General features: G+C 73.5%; 20 protein-coding genes, 1 rRNA gene and 2 pseudogenes (1 of these 23 only partly in view). 7 read left to right on the top strand and 16 right to left on the bottom strand.

Annotated features, from left to right (window positions below; all coding sequences use genetic code 11):
- Positions 1 to 145 (bottom strand): 16S ribosomal RNA (locus H7H31_RS18980) (it extends 1,382 nt beyond the left edge of the window).
- Between the two features lie 777 nt (positions 146 to 922).
- Between H7H31_RS18980 and trpS the strand changes: the two genes are divergently transcribed.
- Entirely contained in the window at positions 923 to 2,086 is a 1,164-nt protein-coding gene (gene trpS, locus H7H31_RS18975) for a tryptophan--tRNA ligase (protein ID WP_232109951.1), read from the top strand.
- A gap of 96 nt (positions 2,087 to 2,182) precedes the next feature.
- Here trpS and proC read toward each other — a convergent pair whose 3' ends face one another.
- From proC to H7H31_RS33480, 4 genes and pseudogenes are all read right to left on the bottom strand, one after another.
- Positions 2,183 to 2,989: a pyrroline-5-carboxylate reductase gene (proC, locus tag H7H31_RS18970; RefSeq protein WP_187061442.1), complete on the bottom strand. Its 807-nt coding sequence runs from the start codon at positions 2,987 to 2,989 to the stop codon at positions 2,183 to 2,185.
- A 293-nt stretch (positions 2,990 to 3,282) separates the two neighbouring features.
- Positions 3,283 to 5,418, bottom strand: coding sequence for an MMPL family transporter (locus H7H31_RS18965; protein WP_187059796.1), 2,136 nt, complete (start codon positions 5,416 to 5,418; stop codon positions 3,283 to 3,285).
- Between the two features lie 542 nt (positions 5,419 to 5,960).
- Positions 5,961 to 6,251: a hypothetical protein gene (locus H7H31_RS18960; RefSeq protein ID WP_187059546.1), complete on the bottom strand. Its 291-nt coding sequence runs from the start codon at positions 6,249 to 6,251 to the stop codon at positions 5,961 to 5,963.
- A 239-nt stretch (positions 6,252 to 6,490) separates the two neighbouring features.
- Positions 6,491 to 6,802 (bottom strand): annotated as a pseudogene (locus tag H7H31_RS33480) (ArsR/SmtB family transcription factor); the annotation flags it as partial.
- 429 nt (positions 6,803 to 7,231) lie between these two features.
- On the opposite strand from H7H31_RS33480, the gene H7H31_RS18950 reads away from it, so the two are divergent.
- Positions 7,232 to 7,678 carry a nuclear transport factor 2 family protein gene (locus H7H31_RS18950; RefSeq protein ID WP_187059719.1) on the top strand — a complete coding sequence of 149 codons (447 nt, stop codon included), beginning with the start codon at positions 7,232 to 7,234 and terminating at the stop codon, positions 7,676 to 7,678.
- A 75-nt stretch (positions 7,679 to 7,753) separates the two neighbouring features.
- On the opposite strand, the gene H7H31_RS18945 is transcribed toward H7H31_RS18950, so the two are convergent.
- Positions 7,754 to 8,335, bottom strand: a complete 582-nt coding sequence (locus H7H31_RS18945) for a hypothetical protein (RefSeq protein WP_222624746.1) — start codon at positions 8,333 to 8,335, stop codon at positions 7,754 to 7,756.
- A gap of 96 nt (positions 8,336 to 8,431) precedes the next feature.
- On the opposite strand from H7H31_RS18945, the gene H7H31_RS18940 reads away from it, so the two are divergent.
- Positions 8,432 to 10,816 carry a protein kinase domain-containing protein gene (locus H7H31_RS18940; RefSeq protein WP_187117978.1) on the top strand — a complete coding sequence of 795 codons (2,385 nt, stop codon included), beginning with the start codon at positions 8,432 to 8,434 and terminating at the stop codon, positions 10,814 to 10,816.
- Positions 10,817 to 11,045: 229 nt separating this feature from the next.
- Here H7H31_RS18940 and H7H31_RS18935 read toward each other — a convergent pair whose 3' ends face one another.
- Positions 11,046 to 11,408: an SH3 domain-containing protein gene (locus H7H31_RS18935; RefSeq protein WP_232109950.1), complete on the bottom strand. Its 363-nt coding sequence runs from the start codon at positions 11,406 to 11,408 to the stop codon at positions 11,046 to 11,048.
- Between the two features lie 108 nt (positions 11,409 to 11,516).
- Between H7H31_RS18935 and H7H31_RS18930 the strand changes: the two genes are divergently transcribed.
- Positions 11,517 to 14,246, top strand: coding sequence for a protein kinase domain-containing protein (locus H7H31_RS18930; protein ID WP_232110324.1), 2,730 nt, complete (start codon positions 11,517 to 11,519; stop codon positions 14,244 to 14,246).
- Between the two features lie 106 nt (positions 14,247 to 14,352).
- Here the strand turns inward: H7H31_RS18930 and H7H31_RS18925 are convergent, their stop codons facing one another.
- The 3 genes from H7H31_RS18925 to H7H31_RS18915 form a co-directional block, all read right to left on the bottom strand.
- Positions 14,353 to 14,634: a hypothetical protein gene (locus H7H31_RS18925; protein ID WP_187060629.1), complete on the bottom strand. Its 282-nt coding sequence runs from the start codon at positions 14,632 to 14,634 to the stop codon at positions 14,353 to 14,355.
- 234 nt (positions 14,635 to 14,868) lie between these two features.
- Entirely contained in the window at positions 14,869 to 15,333 is a 465-nt protein-coding gene (locus tag H7H31_RS18920; protein ID WP_187060628.1) for a hypothetical protein, read from the bottom strand.
- On the bottom strand, positions 15,330 to 15,842 hold the full coding sequence (locus tag H7H31_RS18915) for a hypothetical protein (RefSeq protein WP_187117977.1): 513 nt from the start codon (positions 15,840 to 15,842) through the stop codon (positions 15,330 to 15,332). The genes H7H31_RS18920 and H7H31_RS18915 overlap by 4 nt, the downstream gene beginning before the upstream one ends.
- Positions 15,843 to 16,165: 323 nt before the next feature.
- Between H7H31_RS18915 and H7H31_RS18910 the strand changes: the two genes are divergently transcribed.
- Positions 16,166 to 17,434 (top strand): XRE family transcriptional regulator, encoded by a 1,269-nt coding sequence (locus H7H31_RS18910; protein WP_187059778.1) that lies wholly within the window; start codon positions 16,166 to 16,168, stop codon positions 17,432 to 17,434.
- Here the strand turns inward: H7H31_RS18910 and cutA (H7H31_RS18905) are convergent.
- The 4 genes from cutA (H7H31_RS18905) to H7H31_RS18890 all read right to left on the bottom strand — a co-directional run bounded on the left by cutA (H7H31_RS18905) (position 17,431) and on the right by H7H31_RS18890 (position 20,634).
- Positions 17,431 to 17,757: a divalent-cation tolerance protein CutA gene (gene cutA / locus H7H31_RS18905; RefSeq protein WP_187059777.1), complete on the bottom strand. Its 327-nt coding sequence runs from the start codon at positions 17,755 to 17,757 to the stop codon at positions 17,431 to 17,433. The genes H7H31_RS18910 and cutA (H7H31_RS18905) overlap by 4 nt on opposite strands.
- A gap of 208 nt (positions 17,758 to 17,965) precedes the next feature.
- Entirely contained in the window at positions 17,966 to 18,292 is a 327-nt protein-coding gene (gene cutA / locus H7H31_RS18900; RefSeq protein WP_187059776.1) for a divalent-cation tolerance protein CutA, read from the bottom strand.
- A 105-nt stretch (positions 18,293 to 18,397) separates the two neighbouring features.
- Positions 18,398 to 19,714: an MFS transporter gene (locus tag H7H31_RS18895; protein WP_232109948.1), complete on the bottom strand. Its 1,317-nt coding sequence runs from the start codon at positions 19,712 to 19,714 to the stop codon at positions 18,398 to 18,400.
- Positions 19,715 to 19,905: 191 nt separating this feature from the next.
- Positions 19,906 to 20,634: a GntR family transcriptional regulator gene (locus H7H31_RS18890; RefSeq protein ID WP_187060036.1), complete on the bottom strand. Its 729-nt coding sequence runs from the start codon at positions 20,632 to 20,634 to the stop codon at positions 19,906 to 19,908.
- 177 nt (positions 20,635 to 20,811) lie between these two features.
- On the opposite strand from H7H31_RS18890, the pseudogene H7H31_RS34075 reads away from it, so the two are divergent.
- A pseudogene (locus H7H31_RS34075) lies at positions 20,812 to 21,354 on the top strand (YbhB/YbcL family Raf kinase inhibitor-like protein); the annotation flags it as partial.
- On the top strand, positions 21,331 to 21,846 hold the full coding sequence (locus H7H31_RS34825) for an SRPBCC family protein (protein ID WP_332112656.1): 516 nt from the start codon (positions 21,331 to 21,333) through the stop codon (positions 21,844 to 21,846). The pseudogene H7H31_RS34075 and the gene H7H31_RS34825, both read left to right, overlap by 24 nt.
- 84 nt (positions 21,847 to 21,930) lie before the next feature.
- On the opposite strand, the gene H7H31_RS18880 is transcribed toward H7H31_RS34825, so the two are convergent.
- Together H7H31_RS18880 and H7H31_RS18875 are read right to left on the bottom strand one after the other, a co-directional pair.
- Positions 21,931 to 22,146, bottom strand: a complete 216-nt coding sequence (locus H7H31_RS18880) for a DUF4190 domain-containing protein (protein WP_187060034.1) — start codon at positions 22,144 to 22,146, stop codon at positions 21,931 to 21,933.
- A 351-nt stretch (positions 22,147 to 22,497) separates the two neighbouring features.
- The gene (locus H7H31_RS18875) at positions 22,498 to 22,896 is read right to left on the bottom strand and encodes a DUF4190 domain-containing protein (protein ID WP_187059838.1); all 399 of its coding nucleotides are present in this window, start codon (positions 22,894 to 22,896) and stop codon (positions 22,498 to 22,500) included.
- Positions 22,897 to 22,937 lie beyond the last annotated feature (41 nt).

The following is a 22,937-nucleotide window of genomic DNA, read 5'->3' as shown; positions in this document are numbered from 1 at the left end:
TTGTCCCAGAGTGCAGGGCAGATTGCCCACGTGTTACTCACCCGTTCGCCACTAATCCACCACCGAAGCGGCTTCATCGTTCGACTTGCATGTGTTAAGCACGCCGCCAGCGTTCGTCCTGAGCCAGGATCAAACTCTCCATGAATGCCTCCGGGATATCCCGGCACACACACACGATAAGAGCGGAACACCGATCGGAATAAGATCGATGCTCACAGCGTCCTCGCTGTGTCGCCCCCCAACCCGATCAAGGTATTGGGAGGACTTTTCAAAGGAACCTCGTCCCCAACAGTGTTGGGAGACGGGGTATCAACATATTTGGCGTTGACTTTTGGCACGCTGTTGAGTTCTCAAGGAACGGACGCTTCCTTCGGTCCCGTTTCACCGGGCCCTCCGGGCGCTTCCCTTCGGTGTTTCCAACCTTACCAGATCCTTTTTCCTGCCGTTTCCGGTCGGAATTTGTTTCCGGTCCCCTGTTGGAGCGGGGTTTGTTTCGCGCCTTCCGGCGTGTCCACTACTTTAGCGGATTTCCCCCGAGCCTCATAATCGAAGCTTTCGAATCGAATTCCGGCATGCCGAAATCCATCCCGATTCGGGAGGGCCGTGCAGTAGTGGTGTGCCGCCGGTGCGGCGCGAGGCGCTGCCGCGGTGTCCAGGTGGATCGCGCGGCAACCCGGAGAACAGTACATGACGCTCTGACGCGTCTCAAACCCGTGGCGGCGTCCCTCGTTCGAGGAGTACCGTCGGCGGCGTGACTACGCGCGTACCTACCCAGTGGTGGCCCGCCTGACGGCGGACCAGACCCTGTGCGTACGCGCATCAACGGCCGCCGAATCCGGCGGCCGTTCCGCGTTGTCGAAGCTCCGCTTCGCGCCCCGGCCGGCCGGGGACGGCGGCTCCGATCCGGTGGGAGACACCGGGGATGACGGAGAACGCGGACATGACGGAGACGGCACAGAGGGCACAGACGGCAGCGGGGACGGTGGCCACGGCTGCCCCTATCTCCTCCTCCACCTCTACGACGGTGACTGCGACGGCGGAGCTGGCCGCCGGCCCTGACGCCGGTCGCGGCCACGGGGCTGCGGCGCGGGTGCGGATCTTCAGTGGGGTGAAGCCGACCGGGCACCTCACGTTGGGGAACTACCTGGGGGCCGTGCGGCGGTGGGTCGTGGCGGACCAGCACCGGGCCGACGCGCTGTTCTGCGTGGTGGACCTGCACGCGCTGACCGTCGAGCACGATCCGGCGCGGGTGCGCCGGCTGAGTCGGCAGGCCGCGACGCTGTTGCTCGCGGCCGGGCTCGACCCTGATCAGTGCACGGTCTTCGTGCAGAGCCACGTGGACGAGCACGCGCGGCTCTCGTACCTCATGGAGTGTCTGGCGTCCGACGGCGAGATGCGGCGGATGATCCAGTACAAGGAGAAAGTGGCGCGGGAGACGGCGCGGGGCGGGAGCGTGCGGCTGTCGTTGCTGACGTATCCGGCGCTGATGGCGGCCGACATCCTGGCGTACGGGACGGACGAGGTGCCGGTGGGGGACGACCAGGCGCAGCACGTCGAGCTGACGCGGGATCTCGCGCGGCGGTTCAACCAACGGTACGGGGCGGTGTTCACCGTGCCGCGGGCGGTGCACCCGGCGGTCGCGGCGCGGGTGATGGACCTCCAGGACCCGACGGCGAAGATGGGCAAGTCGCACGCCGAGACCAGCGGGATCGTCTATCTGCTGGACGAGCCGGACGTGGTGCGGAAGAAGGTGATGCGGGCCGTGACGGACAGCGGGGCCGAGGTGCGCTACGACCGGGAGGCGCAGCCGGGGGTGGCGAACCTGCTGGACGTGCTCGCGGCGTGTACGGGTGGGCGGCCGGCCGAGCTGGCCGAGGGGTACTCCTCGTACGGGGCGCTCAAGCGGGATGTGGCGGAGGCCGTGGTGGAGACGTTGCGGCCGGTGCGGGAGCGGCACGCGCGGCTGTGTGCCGAGCCGGGGCGGGTGGACGCGGTGTTGCGGGCCGGTGCCGAGCGGGCGCGTGCGATGGCGCGGCCCCGGGTGGACGCGGCGTACGCGGCGGTCGGGCTGCTGCCGCCGGCCTGACCGCGCGGCCGTCCGGAGACCTGGCCGGGCCGCCCCTCCTGTTCGTACGGAACGGGTTCGTACGGAGCGGGCGGCCCGGCCGGGTGGGCGCGGGGGTCAGGTGCCCGAGGCCAGCTCGCGGCTGCGGTCGCGGGCCGCTTCGAGGGCGGCGATCAGGGCGGCCCGTACGCCGTGGTTCTCCAGTTCGCGGATGGCGTTGATGGTGGTGCCCGCGGGCGAGGTGACGTTCTCGCGGAGCCTGACCGGGTGCTCGCCGCTGTCGCGGAGCATCACCGCCGCGCCGATCGCCGCCTGGACGATGAGGTCGTGGGCCTTGTCGCGGGGCAGTCCGAGCAGGATGCCCGCGTCGGTCATGGCCTCGACCAGGAAGTAGAAGTACGCGGGCCCGGAACCGGAGAGGGCGGTGGCGGCGTCCTGCTGGGACTCGGGGACGCGGAGGGTCTTGCCGACGCCGTTGAAGATCTCCTCCGCGTGGGCCAGGTGCTCCTCGGTGGCGTGGCTGCCCGCGGAGATGACGGACATGGCCTCGTCCACCAGGGCCGGGGTGTTGGTCATGACGCGGACGACCGGGGTGCCGGGGGCGAGCCGTTCCTCGAAGAACGCGGTCGGGACGCCGGCCGCGCCGGAGATGACCAGCCGGTCGGCGGGCAGGTGCGGGGCCAGCTCGGCGAGGAGGGCGCCCATGTCCTGGGGCTTGACGGTGAGGATGAGGGTGTCGGCGGACGTGGCCGCCTCGGCGTTGCTGACCGCCTCGACGCCGTGGCGCTCGCGCAGCTCGGCGGCGCGCTCCGGTCGGCGGGCCGTGACCAGTAGCCGGGCCGGGGACCAGCCGCCGCGGATCATGCCGCTGAGCAGTGCCTCGCCGATCTTTCCCGTGCCGAGCACGGCGACCTTCTGCGCCATGGTGCGCTCACCTCATCCAGTGCGGTCCGGTCTCCCGTGTGACGCGGAGTCCGGTGCGGTACGGAGCCGGGCGGAGGGGTTGGCTCCGCCGGCGGCGTTCGTCGGCATCCTCGCATCGGGGCGGCGCCGATGCGGTGGGTGTCCGGGTGGCGGTACGGGTGGTGGGGTGGCGGGCGCCGGCTCGGTCGGGCGTGGGGGCGCGCCCCCGCCTGCGGGCCGCCGCCGGCGGGAGCCGGGGCACGCGGGGAGGGCGGGGGCGCGCGGAGGTGAGGGCGGGGTGTGAGGGCGCGGGGTTACGCGCCTTCCTGTGCCGCCTCGCGCGGGCGCGCCCCGGGCGGGGGCGGGGAGTGCGGCGCGGCGGCGCGGCTCAGGGCGCCCGGCCACCAGACCTTCGGGCCGATGTCCAGGGCCAGGGCCGGGACCAGGACGGTGCGGACGAGGAAGGTGTCGAGCAGGACGCCGACGCCGACCAGTACGCCGAGCTGGGCCATGGTGACCAGCGGCAGCACCGCGAAGACCGCGAAGGTGGCCGCGAGCACGATGCCCGCCGAGGTGATCACGCCGCCGGTTCCGGTGAGGCCGGCGAGGACGCCGCGGGCGTGGCCGAGGCGCTCGGTCTCCTCCCGTACCCGGGTCATCAGGAAGATGTTGTAGTCGATGCCGAGCGCGACGAGGAAAACGAAGCCCATCAGCGGGGTCGACCAGTCCATCGCGGCGAAGTCCAGGACGTGCTCGAAGAGCAGGTGGGACGTGCCGAGGGCGGCGAAGTACGAGACGACCACGGTGGCCAGGAGCAGCAGCGGGGCGACCAGCGAGCGCAGCAGCCAGATCAGTACGGCGAGGACGACGAGCAGCACGATCGGGATGACGGTGGTCAGGTCGCGGTCGGCGGCGCGCTCGGTGTCGATGGCCTGTGCGGTGGTGCCGCCGACCAGCGCGTCGGCGCCGTCGACGGCGTGCACGGCGTCGCGCAGCGCGTCGACGGTGTCCTTGGCGGCGTCGCTGTCCGGGGCGTCCTTGAGGACGACGGGGAAGGTGGCGAGCTCGTGGCCGCCGGTGCGTACGGAGTCCTGTGGCTCGCCGACCGATGCGACGCCGGGCACCTTCGCCGCCACGGCCCTGACCTGGGCGAGTCGGTCGCCGTCGGCGCGGGTGACGACGTCGGCGGGGTCGGAGGCGCCGGAGGGGTAGTGCGCGGAGACGCGTTCCTGGGCGATGACGGAGTCGGGCTTGTCCTGGAACATCTCCGCCTGGCTCAATCCCATGGTGATGCCGAGCGCGCTCAGCGCGAGGGCGCCGGTGAGGCCGAGCGAGGCGAGCCAGGCCCAGCGCGGACGGCGGGCGACGGCGGCGCCGATCGCGGCCCAGGGGGTGCGCCCGGTGCGCGCGGCGGTGCCGTGGCGCGGGATGAACGGCCAGAAGACCCAGCGGCCCGCGATCACCAGCAGCGCGGGCAGCACGGTGATCATCGCGACGAAGGCGCAGCCGACGCCGACCGCGCCGACCAGGCCGAGCGAGCGCGAGGAGTTGATGTCGGAGAAGGCCAGGCAGGCCAGGCCGACGGCGATGGTGCCGGCCGAGGCGAGGATGGCGGGCCCGCAGCGGCGCAGCGCGATGGCCATGGCCTGGTGCCGGTCGGCGTGTTGGTGGAGTTCCTCGCGGTAGCGGGCGATGAGCAGCAGGGCGTAGTCCGTGCCGACGCCGAAGACGAGCACCATGAGCATGCCGCCGCTCTGCCCGTCGACCGGGAGCCCGGCGTGCCGAGCGAGCAGGTACGTGGTGACCTGCGTGAGCACCGCGCCGAAGCCGACGGCGAGCAGCGGGAACAGCCACAGGACGGGGCTGCGGTAGGTGAGCAGCAGCAGTGCCGCGACCACCGCGCCGGTGATGATCATGAGGGTGGAGTCGAGGGAGTTGAAGACCTCGACGGTGTCGGTGAGGGAGGCGGCCGGGCCGCCGACCTCGGTGGTGAGCCCCGGTGGCGCGTCGGCGTCGGCGATCTCGCGTACCGCGTCGACGTCGTCGGTCAGGCCGTCGGTCCCGGACAGCGGGACGGTGGTGATCAGGGCCTGGCCGTCGGCGGAGGGCTCGGCCCGGGCGACCCGCTGGCCTTCGGCGGCGAACTCGGCGAACCGGGCGCGGTCCGCGGCGACCTTGGCGCGGTCGGCCGCGGTGAGGCCGCCGTCGCGGGTGTAGACGGCGACGGCGGCGGTCAGTTCGTCGGCCCTGAACTTCTCCAACTCGGTGTTGACCTGAGCCGATTCGGCGCCGCTCGGCAGGAAGGCGTTCGGGCCGTTCTCCTCGACGTCGCCGAGCTTGCCGGCCAGGGGCCCGAGGGCGACCGCGAGGATCAGCCAGACCAGCAGGACGACCCATTTCGAGCGGCGTCCGCCGGGGAGGACGGGGAGCCGCTTGCTCCACGCGGGCATGGGTGATCTCCTTCGGAGTGGGAGTGAGTTGTGCGAGGGGCTCGCGGAACGTCGCTCCGTGCGGGCGTGTGGCCGGGAGTGCAGTCCCGGCCACACGTCGTGTCGGGCACGGAGCGGATACGGCGCGCGGGCGCGGGCACGGGGCGCGACGTGCGGGTCGCGGTCCCGGATCGCGGCGCGCGGGTCAAGGAACGGGGTTCGCGGCTTGCCGCTTGCGGCGCACGGTCCGCGGTTGCTGGTGACGGCGGGGCGCTTGGGCGCGCGGGGTCGCTCGGGCGCGCGTGACCGGCACCCGGGCGGGCGGCGGCCGGGCGAACGACGGTGGAGCGAAGGGCAGTTGGGTGACCGGTCGTTGCGTGGCCGGTCGTCGCGTGGCCGGCGGCTGGGCTGGCGGTGCCCGGGCGAGCGGGTCGGGTGTCCCGGACGGGCCGGGTGGCGTTTCGGGTCGCGCGGCCGGGTGGGTCGGAGGCGACGGGGCCGGGGGCGCGTACGGCCGTGGGTGCGGGAGGGTGTGAGGGCGGGCGGGGCGGCCCGTGGGGGCGTTACTCGATCTCGCGCATCATCTTCTCCATCGCGGCGAGCGACGTACGGGCCTGGCTCAGCTCGTCCAGGGTGCGGCGGTGCAGCTCCGTGTTGTCCTCCAGCAACTGGGCGTACTTGCCGGCCAGTTGCCTGTACCGCTCCTCGCGCGCGGCGAGCATGCGGGCCCGCCAGGTGGCGGCGATCTGCCAGACGATCACGATGAGCAGCAGGAAGACACCGCCCGCGCCCACCGCTCCCACCCAGGCTTCGGACGCGTCGTCCGCGGCGAGTGTCACCATCTCCTCGTTCACTGCGCTTCTCTCTTTCACGGATTGACGGACCGCTTGGCGCGCGCGGCGTCCGCGGGGTCGGGTCGGCCGGCGTCCTCGGGCTGCCCGGCGTCGGGTCGTACGGAATCGGGTCGTACGGAATCGGGTGGCGCGGCCCCGGGCCCGTCCGCGGCGGCCGGGTCGGGCTCGGGGGTGCGGCGGCGCCGGCTTCGGGGGGTGGCCTCCGGTGCCGGCTCCGCCGCCGCGCCCGCCGCGCCCGCCTCGGTGAGCGAGGCCGCCGCTGCCGCGATGGCCTCGGGGGTCAGGCGGTAGACGAACGGCGCGACCTCGAAGAACTTCATCGCCTTGCCGTCCTCCGACAGCTCCAGCGAGCCGACCACCAGTCCCGCGGCCTCCAGCCGCTGAAGGTGCATGTGCAGCAGCGGGCGGCTGATGCCGAGGTCCCGGGCCAGCCGGCTGACGTAGTTACGGCCGCCGGTGAGCGCCTGGATGATCCGCATGCGGTGCGGATTGCCGAGCGCGCCGAGGATCCTCAGCAGTTCGTCTCCGGTCGGGACTGGGGCCGAGCCCATCTCGAACCTCTCTTGCTGTGTTGTGTTCTTACACTGACACCCCGGCCAGACACCTGTCAAAGAAAACTGACACATGTCGGGGTGACCTAGGGACATCTGGGGGTCGTCTCAGGGTTTCCCCCGATGGTCCAGCCTCCCGCGCCCGCGCCGCGCCCCACTCGCCGCCCGCCCGGACCCGCGCGCGACGGCCCGCGCCCGCGTCCACGCCCGCCGTCCGTCACCCGCCGCCGCCCGCGCCACCCGTCCGCGCGCCCGCCGCCATGACCTGACAGGTAATCGACGGGGCGGCGGCCGGCCGGCAGGCTCTGCCGTATGACGACGAAGACGAACACCGCGAACCGCGCCGGGAACACCGACACCGCTCCCACCGCCGCCACGACCACCGCGACCGCCCCCGCCCCGGCCGTCGACCCCGCCTCGGCCGTCGCGATGGCAGCGGAGACGGAGCGGACGCGGGCCGTCGTGGCGGAGTACCTGCGCCGGGTGGCCGACCCCGAGCAGGGGCCGGAGGAGATCGCCGCCATGTACGCGGAGGAGGTGGAGTGGCAGATCGCCCCGAACCCGGCCGTGCCGTGGATTCGGCCGCGCTCCACGCGCGCCGACGTCGTCGGGCACTGGGTGGAGTTGGCGGAGCACACGGTGCCGGAGGCGGGCGGCGCGTCGATCGACGCGTTCCTGGTCGACGGCGCGGACGCGGTCCTCACCGGGCACCTGCACGGCACGCTGCGGGCCACCGGGAAGTCGTTCCACTCGCCGTTCGCGCTGCGGCTGACCGTCGCGAACGGGGAGATCGTCCGGCACCACATCTACGAGGACAGCCTGGGCATCGCCGCCGCGTGCACCCCGGACGCGCCCGGGGCCGAGCCCGCCGCGTAACGACACCACCGCCACGGCCCGCCCGCACGGCACCGGCACGGCCACCGCGAGCCGGTCCGGGCGGCGCCGGGGCGCTCAGCGGCGCTTGCGCTTCCTGGCGCGCGCCGCGGGGTTTCCCGTACGGGTGGCGCGCAGCCGCTCGTGCCGGGTCCTGGCCGCCTCGTACTCGGCCCGGTACCGCTTCTCGCGCGGCGCCTCGACCAGGCTGCGGCAGAAGTAGGCGAGCAGGACGCCGACGAAGCCGATGAGCTTGATGCTGCGCATCGACTTCTCGCTGGCCGCGTCGCCCGCCCCCTCGCCCCGGGCGTCCCGGCCGCCGCGCCGGCCCTCGCCCGAGCCCAACTCCTCCATCGTGCGGCCGAAGGCGAGCGCGCTACAGATCGCGAGGGCCACGATGACCATGAGGTTGACCAGGCCGCCGGCGTCCGAGATGGCCACCCCCTGGTACGCGAAGACCAGCAGGAACGTGCCCACGGCGGCGGCCAGCAGGGTGCCGAGCGAGAAGCCGACGCGGCGCAGCGCGTACCCGCCGTCGTGGTGCACCCAGGTGGTGCCGAAGAACCAGATCGAGTCCGGCTCGGGCCCCGCGTCGGCGCCCGCCGCGGCGTTCGCGTCGGGGGCTTCGGCGCCCGTGCCGGGCTGCTGCTCATCGCTCATACCGTCGATTATCGCCGGTTGGCGGGTTCGGTCACTCAGTGGCCTCGCGCGACGTTTAGGCTTTTTGCTCAAACGCGCGTGCGAGGAGGTGGGGCGGTGTCGCTGGGCGTCGGTGATCCGGAGGTGGTCGGGGAGTACCGGCTCCTCGACCGCCTCGGCTCCGGCGGCATGGGCGTCGTCTACCTGGCCCGCGCCGCTTCCGGGCGCCAGGTCGCCGTCAAGGTGGTGCACTCCCAGTTCGCCGAGGACGAGGAGTTCCGCGACCGGTTCCGGCAGGAGGTCGCGGCGGCGCGGCGGGTGAGCGGCGCGTACACCGTGCCGGTGGTGGACGCCGACCCGGACGCCGAGCGGCCCTGGATGGCGACGCTGTACGTGCCGGGCCGCACCCTCGCCGAGGAGCTGGCCGAGCGCGGGCCGCTGAGCGCGGCGAGGCTGCGGCGGCTCGCGCTCGGCCTCGCGGGCGCGCTGGGCGACATCCACCGGGTGGGCGTGGTGCACCGCGACCTCAAGCCGGCCAACGTGCTGATGGCCAAGGACGGGCCGCGCGTCATCGACTTCGGCGTCTCGCGCGCGGCCGACGGCCAGGCGCTGACGGTGACCGGGCGGGTGCTCGGCACGCCGCCGTTCATGTCGCCCGAGCAGTTGAACCGGCCGCGCGAGGTGACGGCGGCCTCCGACGTGTTCTCGCTCGGCACGCTGCTGGCGTTCGCGGCGACGGGGTACGGGCCGTTCGACGCGGACAGCCCGTACCTGACGGCGTACCGCGTGGTGCACGAGCCGCCCGCGCTGGCCGAACTGGCTCAGCCGCTGCGCGACGTGGTGGCGCGCTGCCTGGCCAAGGACCCGGCGCGGCGGCCCGAACTCCCGGAGTTGGTGGAGGCGTTCACGGGGCTGCCCACCCGGGGCCCGGTGCGCGTCGCCGCGCGCGGCGCGAAGGCGGGCGGTGCGGTGATGGGCAGTGCGGCGGCGGGCGGTGCGCCGGGTCGGGCGGCGGGGGGCGCGGTGAGCGCTGTGGCGGCGGGCAGCGCGGCGGCCCGCGCCGGTGGGGCGGTCGGGGCGGCGGTCGGCGCGGGCCGGGCCCGGCGTGACGGGGCGGCGGGCGACGCGGCGGCGGCTGACCCGGCGGGTAGCTCGAGGGGTGGCTTGGCGAGTGGTGCGGCGGCGGGTGGCGCCGGCGGGCGCGCCGGCGCGCTGTTGCGTTGGCCTCGGGGGCGCTGGCCGCGCCGGGTCCTCGGGTCGCTCGCGTCGCTGACGGCGCTCGGCCTCGGCTGCGGGGCGTTCCTGCTGTTCGGGCCCGACGACGGCGTGCGCACCAGCGGACCGGTGGGCCGCGGGGTGCGGGCGGCGGCGCTGCCGGACGGCTGGCGGCCGTGGGAGGTGGCGCTGCACCCGAGCGGCGTCACGCCGAAGGCCGGCCCGGCCGGCACCGCCGGGCTCGGCGAGGTCTTCGACCCGCAGTGCGTCGCGCGCGAGACCCGGCTGTTCTGCGGCGGCATGGGCTTCCCCACGGTCCGGCTCGACGCCCGCTCGGGGCGGCTCGACTGGCGCACCGACGCGCTGAGCGACCCGGAGGAGATGGCGAGCGGCAGCCAGCCGATCGGCGTGCGCGGCGGGCTGGTCTTCGTCCACGACGCGCCCAGCGAGGGGCGGACGCGACTGGTCGCGCTCGACGCGGAGAGCGGCGAGGAGGTGTGGTCGCGGCAGGTGAGCGACTCGGCCGAGGCGGCGATCGCCGGCGATCTGGTGCTCAGCAGCGCCCCGGGGGACGGCGCCATCACCGCCCGCCACACGGCCACCGGCGAGGTGCGGTGGTCCTACCCCGTACCGCCCGGGCAGGAGTGCTCGCCGGCCGGGCACGCGGGCCTGCCGTACGCGCTGTGCTGGGCGGACGACGGGGAGAGCGAGACGACGTTGGTGCGCCGGCTCGACCGGGCGAGCGGGGCGGCCACCGAACTCGCCCACCTGCGCAACGTGGACGAACCGCTCGGCACCGACGGCGGCGACCTGCTGTTCCTGCGCTACCAGGACCGCGACGGCGCCCCGTACCAGAGCCTGGTCCGCCTCGACGCGGTCACCGGGGAGCGGCGCGAGGTGCGGATGCCGCGGCTGGCGCTCGGACACGGCTCGCTCGCCGGCGGGCGGCTGTTCTTCGTGCAGAGCAGCGGCCGGGTCACGGCGGTCGACCCGCGCAGCGGCCGGACGCTGTGGAGCAGCCTGTCCGACGTGGAGCGGCTGGGCCTCCCGTCGGTGTCGACCCGCGAGCACACGGTCTACCTGTGCAACGGAAGCGGTCGCGTCCTCGCGCTCGACCTGCGCGACGGCGGCGAGCGCTGGCAGACCGGGCCGCGCAGCGCCGACAGCGGCTTCGGCATGTCGTTGGAGACCAGCGCGGTGTTGCGGGTCGACGGGGCGCTGGTGGCCTCGGCGTCGGACGGCACGCTGTTCTCGGTCGACCCGAACTCCCCGGACCCGGGCCGGTAGCGCGCCCTCGTGACGCGGGCGCGTGCCCCGGGTTCGGCCTGTGCCGCGAACGACCAGGCACCCGCGCCGGGCGACGTCGAGGCGCCCGCCACCGCGTGCGAGCGGTGACGGGCGCCTGGCCGGTGTTCCCGGTACGGCCGGCCCACCCGCGCCCGGACCGTCTGCCTGGCCCGTCGGTCTGGCCCGCCCGTCTGGCCCGGCTGCCTGGCCCGTCCGTCTGGTCCCTGGGTCAGCCGCAGGATGGTGCGACGTACCCGTCGCTGCCGGTGCGCACGTACGCGTCCGAGATGTACTCGCCCGGCGCGATGCTGTCCCAGATGCTCGATATGCCGTACGGGCCCTTGACGGACTGGCCTCGGCGCTGGCAGCGGATGCGGACCCGCGCGTTGTAGGCCAGCACCCGCACCACCGGGCTGGTCGTGGTCGGGCCGCTGCGGACGTTGACCCGATAGCCGGGCGCGACCGGGTACGTGGCCTCGCCGGCCGCGACGACCCCGCCGGCCGCGCCACCGCTGCCGACGGCCGCCCCCGCGGCGGCCGTCGCCACCCCCGCGACCTCGCGCGGCAACGCGTTGTTCTCCTCCGTGGCCATATGGCCCCTCCCCCGTTGAGCGATTTGTACTGAGACACGCTGAGACATGCGCAGGTTAGCTTGCCTCAACTGTCTCGTACGCGCTATCGACTAAGCTCCGTGAGCCGCATGTGCGGACGAATTCACGGGGGTGGGGGAATGCCGCCGCTGCGTAGCGCGGGGACAGGCCCGGAAGCGGAAGGTCCGCAATATGCGGGGCAGTACCGGCTGGAGGCACGACTGGGCTCCGGCGGCATGGGCGTGGTCCATCTGGCCAGGTCACCGTCGGGAATGCGGCTTGCCGTAAAGGTCGTACACGCAGAATTCGCCGCCGATCCGGAGTTTCGGGCGCGCTTTCGTCAGGAGGTCATGGCGGCACGCCTTGTGAGCGGCGCTTTTACGGCTCCCGTGGTGGACGCCGACCCTTGTGCCGAACGGCCGTGGATGGCCACGCTGTACATTCCCGGGCCCACCCTCGCCGAGCACGTGAAGCGGAATGGGCCGCTGGCCCCGGGCGAGGTGCGCCGCCTCGCGGCCGGGCTCGCGGAGGCGCTGCGCGACATCCACCGGGCCGGCGTGGTCCACCGCGATCTCAAGCCCAGCAACGTGTTGTTGGCCGCCGACGGGCCCCGGGTGATCGACTTCGGCATCTCGCGGCCGTCCGACAGCGATCTGCGCACCGAGACGGGCAAGTTGATCGGGACGCCGCCGTTCATGGCGCCGGAGCAGTTCCAGCGCCCGCGCGAAGTCGGGCCGGCGGCCGACGTGTTCACCCTCGGCTCGGTGCTGGTGCACGCGGCGACCGGGCGCGGCCCGTTCAGCTCGGAGAGCCCGTACATCGTGGCCTACCAGGTCGTGCACGACGAGGCCGATCTGGACGGGGTCTCCGCCGACCTGCTGCCGCTGATCCGCGGTTGCCTGGCCAAGAACCCGGCGGACCGGCCGACGCCCGACGGGCTGATGTCGGCGCTGCGCGCGGGCGGGCACGGCCCGTTCGTCCCGCTGTCCACGCCCAGGGCGCAGCCACCGGGCGCGGCGCGGGTGCCCTTCCAGCGGGCACCCAGTTCGCTGGAGCGCGACATCGCGGCGGCGGGCGCGGACGCGTTGCGGCTCGCCGCCGGGGCCGAGGGCGGGGGCGGGGGCGTCGAGGCCGGCGCCGCCGGCCCGGGGTCGGCCCCGGACGCGAGCGGGGGCGGCGCGGAGCCGGACACGCACCTCAGGGCCGTCTCGCCCGGCACGGGCGGACGCGCCCACCCTGCCGAGGCCGGTGGCCCCGAGGACACCGATGAGGGCGAGCACGCCGCAGGCCCCCTGTTCATCGACGCGTGGCCGGTGGCCGGCGGGTCGGAGGCCGTGGGATCGGGAAACGGGGGATCGGAGGCCGTCGGCTCCGGGGCCGGCGTGCGGGAAGGCGAGCGCGCGGGGGCGGGCGCGGCGCGGGGCGCCCCGCTCCCGCCCCCGGGCGGCGCCCACGCGGCGCGCCGGCCCGGCGTCCTCGGCAGGCTCGCTCGTACCGGCCGCCCGACGCGGTGGGTGGCCGCGGCGGTGGCGCTGCTCGTGGTGCTCGGCGCAGGCACGGTGTGGACGCTGCGCCAGGTCGACGACTTCGGCTCGACCTCCGACCCCGACCGGCGGGCCGCCGCGGGCACCACCTGGCGGCCGTGGCGGATCGCGCTGCGCGACGCGGCGGGGCTGCCGGCGCCACGGGGCGGCGGCGCGCGGATGTCGTACTGCGCCTACGGCAAGGGCGCGCTGTACTGCGCGCAGCAGGGCATCGCCGCGGCCCGGGTCGAACTCGGCCGCGGCCGGGTCACCTGGACCACGGACGGCACCCCCGCCGACGCGTCGGGCGAGCCGAGCCGTACGGACGACGCCACCCTCAGGGACGCCGACCCCGACTCCGATACCTCCGACACCCCCGACACCGACACTCCAGGGCCGGGCTCTGACGGGTCCCAGGAGGGCGTGCCGTCGGCGCCGGTGTTCGCGGCGGGCCTGGTGCAGACGCTCTCCCCGGACGGCACCCGGCTGACGGCCCGCGACCCGGCGAGCAAGCGGCAGCGGTGGACGCGCGAGGTCTCCGGGTACGGCGGCCGGGTCTACCGCGCGGGCGACTCGGTGCTCCTGGTCGCCGGCGACGGCATGGTCACCTCCATCGACGCGGCCACCAACCGCCAGCGCTGGAGCCACCGCGTGACCGGCCATGAACTGCCGGTCTTCACCGCGTTCGGCGCCGGCGGACGCGGGTTGGCGTACGCGGTCAGCACCGCCCCGGACGGCGCGCGCACGCGGGTCAGCGCGGTCGATCCGGTCACCGGGGACGTGCGCTGGACCCGCACCCTGACCGGCAACCTCACGCCGGTCGGCGAGGGCGCGAACGGCGTCGTACGGTTCGCGGCCAGCGACATCGAGTCGCGCACCACGGCGGTCGTACGCTACGACCCGGCGCGCCGCGACGAGCGACGGGTGCCGCTGACGGCCCCGCTGCACGCGGCGAGCGTCGTCGCCAGCGACGAGGTGGTCTACCTGCTCGGTTACGACGGCGGGTTGGTCGCCGTCGACACCCGCCCGGGCGCGCCGAAGGCGCAGCCGTGGCGGCTTGAGACCTCCGTGAGCAACGCGTCTCCGCTGATCGCCGCCGGCGACCGGCTCTACTTCTCGGCGGCCGACGGCCGCCTGTTCGCGGTGGACGGCGTACGCGGCGAACTCCTCGGCCAGACCCCACCCCGCCCCGGCCCCGCCAAGAGCGGCTACCTGGACCGCATGCCCACGCCGGTCGCCGCCGAGGGCAAGGTCTTCGCGGCGGCCCCGGACGGCTCGGTCTTCGCGGTGGACGACCGGGTTCCGTCCCGGTGGTGAGGGCGCGGGGGCCGTGCGGCCCAGCGCCCGGCTACCGGTTCCGCCGGGTCAGCGCGCGGTGACCGGTCACCGGTTGAGCCGGGTCAGCGCGGCCACCGGTTACTGGTTACCGGTTGAGCCGGGTCAGCGCGCGGTCGAAGACCCGCGACCAGCCCTGGTCCGCGCGGGCCAGCACGACGACGGCAAGCAGCCGCAGCGCGGGGGCGACGGCCCGCAGGGTGGGCGCCCAGCCGGCGCCCGGGCCGTACCCCGCGCGCGGGCGCGTGTCGGCGGCGCTCGTGGCGGAGTGGGTGCGGTCGGCGGGGTCGGTGAGGTCGGTGAGGTCGACCGTGGCGGAGGTGGCCAACGTGAACCGGGCGTGCCCGGTTTCGTTCCGGTGCTCCGCCATCCAGACGTCCACGGGCGTACGGCGTACGCGCCGAGCGCGCGGCGGCCAGGCACGGGCCCTGCCCGTCGCCGAGGCAGTGTGCGGCGTAACGGGTACTCGCGCCGTACGCTGTCCAGTGCGCCGCCGGTACGAGGGTCCCGCTCGCCTCGTTCACCTCGTGCAACTCATTCATCTCGTTCGCCTCGTTCACCTTGCTCATCTCCTTCATCTCGTTCATCTCCTTCATCTCGTTCATCAGGGCTGGGAGTTCTCGCGTACGGGGTGGGAGAGGGCGGCGCGGAGCGCGTCGAGGGTGGCGGGGTTCGTGGTCGCGGCATGGGCCCAGCGCCGGTGGTGGGTGGCGGGGTGGCAACGGCAGGACGCCAACATGCCGGCCGGTGAGGGCACTTCGGGGGGCGCCACCCACCCCCCATCCACCACGAGGGTGAGCCGCACAGGGATCCCGGGGGTGGCGCGCTGCCGGTGGGCGCTCAGCACGCGGGCCCGGGCGGGCAGCGTGAGCCCGATGGCGTACGCGATCCGCGCGGCGGCGGCCCGTACCGGCTCGCCGGCCCGCAGGGCGACGCCCGGCATCCGCCAGGGCGAGGCACCCGCGCGCACCTGCAGCACCTCGGGCCAACCCGCCGCCAGGTCACCGGGGTCCCCCGGGTTGGCCGGCCGCCAGACCAGCAACTCCACGCGGGCCAGCGCGGGCGTCACGCCCGGTCCTCCGTGGCGAGCGCGCACACGTCGGTCAGGCCGAGCCCGCAGTCCGCGGGCGCCTTGCCGTTGGTCGTCATGATCCCGGCGTCCGCGAGGCCGTCCACCCAACAGAAGCTGCCGGGCCCGGCGATGCCGTCGAGGGTGACCTGTACGCGATCGGGTTTGGGGTGGGGCCCTGGCTCCCCCTGATCCGGCGACTTCCGGTCGAACAGGCTGGCCTCGTAGGCGTACCGGAACTCCGCGTCCGTGACGGCCTCCCACCCACAGGCAGGGTCGGACAGGCGAGCGTCGGCGAGGAAGAAGCGGAGTACGACCCCGGCGACGGTCCGTACGGTGTGCTGGCCGGTCAGCACGCGTGCGCGGGCGGCGGGCCGCTCGCGGCGGGGTGGCTGACTGACGTCCACCAGCGGTACGTCGCGTGGGCGCTGGGCCTGTCGTCGCGGCTGTCGCGCCAGCGGGGCGGCGAGTTGGGCGTCGGCGGGGGGCCGGTGGTGGGGGTGGGTCATCGCGCCACCGCCGCGCGGTGGCGCGGGCACCGGCATGGCCCCCACGCGGTCGGAAGGTGCTGCGCTTCCAACTCGCCCCGGGTCACGTCCCCAGGGTCGATGTGGATGGTCTTGCGAGTAACGGGGGCTGGCTCTTCGCCGGGGCGCTTGCGGTAGATGCGCAGAGTCATCGTGGAGGCCATGATCAACGTCCTTCGACAGATCGACGCGACCACCTTTGGCCATTCCACCCCGCCGCGCTTCCCCTCCTCGGGGATACCCATCGCGGGTACGCTAACGATTCAGCCGATCACTCTCTGCACTCACGCATCCTGGGACCGCCGATGGCCTCTGAACCAACGACTGCCCTACCCCGAAAATTACTTGACCGGGAAGACCTGAAAGCAGCCTGCGCAGCACACGACTTCGGCGCACTTTTTCGAATCGCACGTACAGTGGGGATCAGCTATTCGAAGATCGCGGCTGAGTGCGAGATCAAACCGGAACGCGTCGGCACCCTGGCTCGCGGCCAAGGCGCTGTCACATCATTCGAGAAGATTGCACGGATCGCCGACGCGCTACGCATCCCGGGGCACCTAGTCGGTCTCGCACCGCGCGAGTGGGAGGCAGGTGGAGACATGCGCCGCAGGGAGTTTATTCGGGCCACGACCGGCGTGGCCGTACATCTACCAGAGCAGCAACCACTCAATGTAGGCAGCTATCTCGGGCGAGACATCCCCGAACACCTCCGGTACCGCACCGCCCGCCTCCGGCGGCTCGATGAAGTACTCGGCGGCGGGGACACCTTCCGGCTCTACTCAGGAGAAGTCCAGGCAACGAAGCGGCTGTTACGTGAGACAAGCTACGCTGAGAGCACTGGTTGCGAACTGCTCTCTGTATTGGCTGAGCAGGCCCAACAGGCAGGCTGGGCCGGATTCGACGCAGGCATGCACGAGGATGCCCGCAGCTTGTACGAGGAAAGCAGGCGCGCTGCAGTAGACGCCGGAGACGCGGCGCTAGCGGCCAACGCACTGGCTTTCCTTGGGTATCAGGAACTGAGCGTTGACAATATCGACGCCGGCCTTGCAGCGACCACACAAGCGAGCACGCTCGTACCGCAGCACGCCCCGGGAGCCGTTCGCGCATTGTTGTACGAGCGACACGCATGGGCTTGTGCTGTTGCCGATCAAACAGTGGAGACGGAACGCGCCCTGGAAGCTGCCCGCACAGCACTAATGGACAAGTCCGATACCGCCGCTCCAGACTGGGCGGCTTGGGTAGACGACGATGAACTCGACATCATGACAGGCCGCTGCTGGACGGTCCTAGGCCGTCCGCTGCGGTCTGTCCCGCTACTCGAAGAGGCACTCAGCCGGTACGACGATCGACACACGCGGGACAAGGCGTTGTACTCATCGTGGCTAGCCGAGTCTTACCTCAAGGCTGGTGAGGTGGAACAAGCGGCAAGGGTAGCCAAGAGCGTCCTCGAATTATCGATGGGCGTCGCTTCTGTACGACCACGGCAACGTATTACGCCCACCCTTCGTTGCCTCACCCAGCACGCAGGTCTCCCTGCGGTGGCAGAGGTACTGGAATTGGCCCGTGCGGCTTAGCGTTCCAACGCTGTCATCTCCTCGACCCAGCGCAGACACCCCGCTGCCCCCTCCTCCACGCGGACGGCCACCAGCTCCGGGCTCTGCCACGGGTGGGCGGCGAGCAGATGACGCTCCAACTCGGGATAGCGCGCGTCAGTCGTCTTCAGCAGCAACTGCCACTCCTCGCCTTCGCCAAACTCACCGTCATGCCAAAACACGGACGTGGCAGGGAGGATCTGCGCACCGGCCGCCAACCGTGCTTGGACCACCGACCGAGCCAACGCTAGGGCCTGCTCACGGGTGGGCGTCGCGGTAGACACCTGGAGGACACTCGTCGTCATACGGCCGAGCGTAGACGCCCGGACGCCCTTCCGGGCGGAAAGCATTCTTGCTACGCCTGCAGGGGTCAGTGGACTTCCGTTCGTTTCTCGGCCACGTACACAGGCCCCCAAGCGCGGGCGACGTCAACGCCTAGCCGCGCCCACCAGCCCTCGTCAGCCCGCGAGCGGGATCGGCGAGGGCACCTCCCTGCGGCGCGACCCTTGACGCTCAGCCCTCCGGTGCCGTCATCACCTCAACCCACCGCAAACACCCCGCCGCCCCCTCCTCCACGCGGACGGCCACCAGCTCCGGGCTCTGCCACGGGTGGGCGGCAAGAAGGTGGCGCTCCAACTCGGGATAGCGCGCGTCGGTGGTCTTCAGCAGCAACTGCCACTCCTCCCCCTCGCCGAACTCGCCGTCATGCCAGAACACGGACGTGGCGGGCAGGATCTGTGCACCGGCCGCCAGGCGCGCCCGGACCGTCGACCGGGCCAGCGCGAGGGCCTGTTCGCGGGTGGGGGTTACCGTGGACACCTGGAGAACGTTGGTCGTCATGCGGCGAGCGTAGGCCGACGCCACCTCGCCGCCCCCTCCTCAGCCAGCCGGGCCGGCGCGCACACCGAGGGTGGTCCACCCCCGGAGGCACCCACCCGCCCCACCTCACGCCTCCGCCGCTCCCCCCGCCTCCGAGCGGGCAGCGAGGCCGGTCCGGTCCGTGCGGAGGGGGCGGGAGGTCAGGCCCAGGAGGCCGGTCCCGAGAAGCAGGGTCGCGCACACGGCCGTGACGACGGCCGGGCCTTCGAGGTCGGCGAGGGTGCCGAGCAGGTTGTTCATGAGGAGGAGGGCGAGGCTCTGGACGAGTACGAGCACGGCCTGTACCCGGGACAGGTGGCTGCCCGGCGTCGCGGTGAGGATCAGCGGCGCGATGTGCGACGAGAACACCCCGTTGCCGACGCCTATGACCACGGCGGCGGCCGTCGCTGTCGCCACGTTGGGCGCGAGGGTGAGGGCGAGTACGCCCAGGCCGGCGACCATCAGCCCGCTCGCCGACAGGAGGCCCGGCCGGCCCAGCGGTCCGCGCCGCACGACCACAGCGGTGACGGCCACCATGCCGACCCCCTGCGCTCCGATGACCAGCCCTGCCGCGCCCGCGCCCCACTGTTCCTGGCGGGCGAGCAGGGGCAGGAGGAGGGGGATGACGGGCAGCAGGAGGCCGGCCGCTGCACCGGTGAGGCACAGGCCGGGACGGAGTACGGGGTGGGAGAAGGACACCCGCACGCCGTCCACGGCGTCCTTGAGGAGGCTGGGCGAGACCGTGGGCGGCACGCGGTGACGGGGTCGTACGGCGACGAGAACGATCAGGGTGAGGGCGAAGGTCACGCCGTTGACCAGGGCCGCGCCGGCCAGTCCGGCGAGGCCGACGAGTACGCCGCCGAGTGGACCGCCGCCCATGTTGACGACCTGGCCGCCGATCTGCCGGAGGGACAGGGCCCGAGGGAGCTGTTCCTTCTCCACCAGGCGCCGTGGCATGGAGCCGGAGGCCGGTAGGTAGAAGGCGTCGACGACGCCGACGGCTATACCCGCCGTGATGAGCAGGGCGGGCGGGGCGCCCAGGTGGTAGGCGACCGCTGCCAGAACGAGGGAGAAGACCAGCATGGCCGCGTCGCCCGTGAGCAGTACGCGGCGCGCGCTGAACCGGTCGCTGACCGCGCCCCCGATGAGCAGGAGAAGGACGCGGGGCAGCGTGATGGCGCTCAGGGTCAACCCGGCGACGGTGCCGCCGTGTTCGCTGGCGGCCCAGCCGAGGGCGAAGTAGAAGACCGAGTTGCCCGCCAGGGACACCAGGATCCCGGTCAGCCACAGCAGGTAGGAGCGAGGCAGCCGGCCCGTCTCGCGTGCCGCGTCGGCGAGTTGGTCCACGGCGGCGGCGGGAGGCGCGGCGGCGGGGCGCGGCAACTTCTCGTCAGGTGCTGGCACCGAGCACCCCCGGCTTCGTCCTACTGGGGAGAGAGGTCACAGGCCGCACCGTCTCAGACGGCACTGACAATGGGGCCGTTCCGGCTGCCGCTCAGAGGCTCCTGCCCCCGAGCCTCCTGTCCTCAGGGCCCCCGCCCCGGGCGTACCCCACGCCCGCCGCCCGGCCCCTTCCACGCGCCCCAGGCGAAGGCTCAGCTACGCGCGGCTCCCGCGCCCTCGCCCTCGTCCTCCGCGCCGTCCCGCACATCCCGCGTCAACGCCGCCGCCGTCAACGTCAGATGGCGGGCCAGTACGGCGGCAGCCGTGTCCGCGTCGCGGGCCAGGGCCGCTTCCTCCAGTTGGCGGTGTTCGCCGATGCCGTCGCGGGTCGGGTCGCGGTGGGCCGACCAGCGGCGGGCCAGTTCGCTCGCGGTCCACATGCGGTCGAAGGTCTCCAGGAGGACGGGGTTGTCGCAGCCTTCCAGGAGGGTGCGGTGGAAGAGGCGGTGGGCCTCGGCCCAGGCCGCGCTGTAGAACTCGCCCTCCCCCGGCGCGTACACGGGGGTGCGGGCCAGGCGGTGGTGGGCGGCGCGTACGCGGGCCTCCCAGTCGACGTCGCCGCGCTCGACGGACATGCGCAGCACGACCGGTTCGATGGTCCGGCGAGCCTCCGCGAGTTGCTGCCAGCGGCGGTCCGAGAAGGCGGGGACGGCGAAGCCTCGGTTGGGCAACCGGTCGGCCAGCCCCTCGCCCACCACCCGGACGAGCGCCTCGCGCACGACGGCCAGGCTCACGCCCTGCTCCCTGGCCAGGTCCTGCGGTTTGAGGGCGTCGCCGGGAGCGTACCGCCCGCGCATGATCGCGTCCCGCAGGTGGGCGTAGACCTGCTCGGAGAGCATCTGCTTCCCCGGTGGGGTGGGGGTTCGGGCCGGCTGCGTCATGGTGGGCAGTTTAGACGATTCTCTCGATAATCGATTATCGCTGCTATGGTCGATCTATCTGCGGCGGGCGGCGACACTCGGTCGTCGAGCCCCCGGCGCACTGGCGCGAACGCCGCGCGCCCGTCGTACCGGCCAAGCCGCCGCCGGCCCACCGCACGGCCCGAAAGGAACCACTCGATGCGCGCCCACACCTCCCCCAGCCGCCTCGCCGAAGCGGCGTCCGCCGCCGACTTCACCGTCACCAGCACCACCGTCAGCGACGGCGCCCCCTGGCCGCCCGAGCAGTACTCCGGGATCTTCGGCGTGCCCGGCGGCAGGGACGCCTCCCCGCAGTTGTCCTGGCGCGGGGCGCCGGAGGGGACCAGGAGCTTCGCCGTCACCGTGTACGACCCCGACGCCCCCACCGGGTCCGGGTTCTGGCACTGGGCGGTCGCCGACATTCCCGCCGATATCACCGAGTTGCCCGAGGGCGCCGGCGACGAGGCGGGCTCGGGTCTTCCGGGCGGCGCCTTCCAACTCCCCAACGACGCCCGCGCGGCCCGCTTCGTCGGTGCCGCCCCGCCGGCCGGGCACGGCGCGCACCGGTACGTCATCGCCGTGCACGCCCTCGATGTCGCCACGATCGGCGTCCCGGCCGACGCCACCCCGGCCGCGCTCGGCTTCGCCATGGCCGGCCACACCCTCGGCCGCGCGACCCTGACCGTCACCGGCTACACGCCGGGCGAGCCCAGCGGCCCGGAACGGGTCGAGGTCTCCCGGCTGGTCCCGGCCCCCGCCTCCGCCGTCTTCGCGGTGCTGGCCGACCCGGCGGGCCACGTGGAGATCGACGCCTCGGGCATGCTGCTCGGCGCCGAGGGCGGGCCGGTCGCGGCGGCCGGCGACCGGTTCACGGTGCACATGGACCGGGAGGCGCTCGGGGACCGGCCGCTGGGCAGGTACGACGTCGAGGTGGTGATCACCCGGTTCACGCCGGATGTGGAGATCGCCTGGACCGTCGAGGGCCGGCGCGTCCGGCCGCACGTGGGGCACGTCTACGGCTACCGGTTGGCCCCGACCGACGGCGGCACCCTCGTCACCTCGTACCACGACTGGTCCGAGGTCGCCGAGGAGTGGCGGCGGCGACTCGTCTTCCCGGTGGTTCCGGAGTCGGCCCTGCGGGCCACCCTCGGCGTCCTGGAGCGCACGGTCCGGCGGCGGAGCGCCGGCGCCTGACCGTACGGCCCAACTTCCCGACTCGGGCTGGCCGTTGACCTCTCCGGACGTCCCTCGGCCGGCCGGCCGCCGAGCGCGAGCGGGTCAGTACGGGGCGGGTTCGGCGATGGCGACGGCTATCGACAGCCCCAGCAGGCCGAAGGCCACCCAGCCGAGCACGACGCCGGCGGTGGCCATGCCCCAGCCGCCCTCACCCCGCTCCCTGATCTGTTGGCGGGCCACGTATCCGAAGCCCAGCGCGAAGGCACTGCCGATCCAGAAGAGCCAAGCGACGCCCAGCACCAAGGCGGCGACGGTCATCCCGTTGATCCGCGCGGGCCGTGCGCGATACGGCGGGTAGCCGGGCCAGTTCGAGTGGGCCCCGACTGCTGGTGGGGCGGGGTGGTCGGGGGGGGTGGCGCGGGGGCGGCTCCGGGACGCCCGGAGTCGGGCCCCGGTCGGGCGGCGTGGCCACGGCGGCCCTCCTAGCGACGCGAGCGTGGCGGCAGGTTGCCACGCCACCCATGGGAGGGGTCCCCGTCGCACCGAAGCACCCGCCGCGCCGCGTGGCGCCGCACCCGCCGCGCCAGCGCCGTACCTGCCGGAATCGGTGCGGCTGCCCATCGACAGCCGCACCTACCCGCTCTCCGACAGCCGCCGAGCGCGAGCGGCTCAGTACCTCATGTTGAGGAAGAAGGCGAAGAACATCACGGCCGCGAGCGTCCCGGCGCCGACCCAGCCGAGCACGATGCCGGCGGTGGCCATGCCCCCGCCGCCCTCGCCCCGCTCGCGGATCTGGTTGCGGGCCACGTAGCCGAAGATCAGCGCGAGGATGCTGCCGACCCAGTAGAGCCACAGGATGCCCAGCACCATGGACGCGACGGCTAAGCCGTTGGTCCGTTGGGCCGCCACGTAGTACGGGGGGTAGCCGGGCCAGCCCGGGGGCGGTTGCTGGTGCGGCTGCTGCGGTGACGTCGGGGTGGTCGGCGGAGTGGTCTGGTACGGGTTCGGGTCGCCCTGGTACGGGCTGGGGCCGCTCTGGTACGGGTTCGGGCCGGGTGGTGTCGTCATGGTGGACCTCCTTAGGGGCGCGAGCGTAGCGGGACGCTGAC

This window comes from Streptomyces buecherae (genome assembly GCF_014295035.1).
GTDB classification, from domain to species: domain Bacteria; phylum Actinomycetota; class Actinomycetes; order Streptomycetales; family Streptomycetaceae; genus Streptomyces; species Streptomyces youssoufiensis.
The sequence above is the reverse complement of the archived record's forward strand: the minus strand, read 5'-3'. Positions and strand labels throughout refer to the sequence as shown.